Source organism: Dysgonomonas sp. Marseille-P4677 (assembly GCF_016652235.1).
Classification (GTDB): Bacteria; Bacteroidota; Bacteroidia; order Bacteroidales; family Dysgonomonadaceae; genus Dysgonomonas.
On record NZ_JAEPKU010000233.1, the window covers coordinates 1 to 2,848 of the forward strand.

Consider the following 2,848-nt stretch of genomic DNA (forward strand, 5'->3'; position numbering starts at 1 on the left):
GACATACATTTCATAATGTACTCTAAGTATAATGCTCTGAGAAAGTATACTTAGAGTTTATAGATGTTGGTTTATTTAACTTGAGAATTATCTATTATAAGAGAGGAAAAGATATTTATTAACCTCAATATGATGTTTTAAACTTTCAGCCTTCATTATTCCCGCCAGTGCTAGTGCTGTATATTATCGGATGGATAATTCGCTAAAAGTATATGGATAATTATTACCGATCATTCTCTTATATTCGGTTATGAAGATCTGATACCTTCTTTTTGCCTCATCATTTAGTTTCAATTTCAGTAAAGCTTTTACCTGATATATTATTGCTTCGTCATTCATAGGATCTATATCAAATATAGCTTCTGTAAGATCAATTGTCGCCTGATAATTTTCCTGTTCAAAAGAGTTCTTCATTTCAACCAACAGGACTGGCTCCAATTTATGCTCTACTGTTTCTTTAAAAAGATCGAACAAAGGCATATCAGCCGATTTTAGGAATTTTCCGCGGGCCAGTATATCTATCAATTCTTCTTTATCGCTTTCTATTGAACGGAACTGAATAATTTCGAAACATCTTAAATAATCGCAATAACAGTCGGCTGTATATACTAATTTGAAAAAACCTTTATCATAAATCAGCGCTATACCGTCGAGCTCACCCAAGACCTTTCGTAAGTGATTAATTGTCACTCCTCTAGAGTTTTTCACTTTGTCTTCAGGTCTATCGGGCCATAATAAATGGCTAAGGCGCTGGGAACTAATCCCTTCTTCAGTGCTGTATTGCAGGATAATACAAAAAGCCTGTCGTAATTTTGTACTAAACATATAAGTGATATCCCTATTATGTTTGTCGCGGACTAAAAACTCACCAAAGAGGTAAATAGAATTTGGCCTTGCTTGTCTTCCCGGTTTTTTATCCTGTTTCTGTGATGTTTCAGAAATAATCTGTTCAATAGTATGACTAGTCTTTAATTTCTTGTATAATATGTATATAATAACAGCAATGCAAATACACGAAAGTAATACCAGCCAAGGTCGTACATTGCTATTTCCTGTTTTTGCATAATCGGCTAATTGTTCTGCTGTGATTGGTGGAAATATTAATGAATATATTTTCAGATCAGAAATAATATCATCGTCAAACTCCTGAACGACAGCAAAAAGACTTTTCAGTTTATCATCATAATACAAATTGGCATTCGTAGTAATTCTATCAGAATGTATAGGGATTGAGTCACCAAGAATTTCATAGCTTCCATCTTTTAAAGAGAATCGATATAGACGAAGAAAAGAATCGGAGAAATGTTCCGGATAGCACAATGTGTAGAAGCAGGAATCATTCAGTATAACCATTCCTCTAACAGGAACAACATTGTCATTATTCCATGGAATCTCCCATAATTTTGTAATGCGCTTTGTCGTGAGATCTACCTTATGTAGGTCATAAAAGTATTTACGTCCAACAACTTGTTCCCCTGATTCGTTTCCCATTCCTCCAAACACATATAGAGAATTTGTTGCCTTTAAATATCCCATAGATGAAAAATACCGTGGGAATATGGTATCTCCATCAAAATTGGAAATATTCCACTCCTTCGAATCTAAATCGAAAGAATAAAAATTTTCACTATAGCGCATATTACCGAATCCGCCGAATATGGTATATTTATTTTCAGAAGTATCTAAATAAGAAGTATGATGGTGTAATTGTATGGGTAATCTTACAGAAGTTTCCGGAGTCCACATATAAGTATTCAAGTCTAAGCTAGCCATAGATGGGCCATCATAGGGATTGTTATAATGAACCTCATAGGCATAGAGCTTGCTGTTTTTCGTATCAACAAAATTCGTACCTAATACTAGTTTGATAGGGCATTTGCCAATAAACGCTTGCTTTGTACTTTCTCCGGATCTTACATTATATCTAAATATCGAGTCGCTATTAAAATAATAGACTTCCTCCCTTTCCGGATTATAATTTGCTCCGGCAATAGTTTTAGACTTAAATAAAGCCTTAAAACTCCAATGATATGCTTCATTTATTAACCATTCCGGCTCGGAAACAAACCCTATACTATTGCCATTTTGGTCATGCACCACTTCTCCTTCGTTCTCTTTTAAAGCAAAAGAATATTTCTTATCATTACCGACAATAAGATCCTTGATCGCAAAAGATGGAACGTCTATGATATGATCACTTTTACCAAAAACTATTATAGGATAGTACTTATTTGGGAGTCCTGTTTGTCCTACACTGAAAACCTTATTATTGATAGTAAGCTTTATTGAATCATTTTGCAGGTCGAACGATATTGCCATCTTAAACCAATCTCTTTTGAGTAATTCATCTTTGTTCATTTCAGCGGTAATCAAACTGCTCTTACCCTCTTCATTAAATTTAAAAATTAAGTTTTCCCCCTGTCCATCGTAAAACAGATTATATATTGTATTCGATTTTTCATTCTTAATACGAATAATATACCCTATATGGGTAGGAGGATTTAAAGAGAATCTGAATTCAATATTGAAATAAGATGAAAATGCATATGATTTATCTTTAAAGACATTATACGATGTCCGTTTATCGATAGGCTGTTCATTTCCCTTAAATTTCAGACCTTGAGAAAAAGAGAATTGAGTAAATAAAAGAATAAGAAGTATACAGTAAAATCGTTTCATATAAAATTCTATAATTCAATATAGAAACTACCCTTAGCCCCTAATAATATCGCAACATTTAATTATTAAATGCAGTAAATCTCACATCTGAATATTGGATTTCGCATATCTCCTATTTGCGAATACGTTGAATTTTTGTTAACAAAGCTTGATAGATTCCCAATAACAT

General features: G+C 33.3%; 1 protein-coding gene. It reads right to left on the reverse strand.

The genetic code is table 11. The features are described 5' to 3' along the window. Positions 1-183: 183 nt before the first annotated feature. Positions 184-2,679, reverse strand: a complete 2,496-nt coding sequence (locus JGH11_RS19635; RefSeq protein ID WP_201114601.1) for a DNA-binding transcriptional activator — start codon at positions 2,677-2,679, stop codon at positions 184-186. Positions 2,680-2,848: the final 169 nt, after the last annotated feature.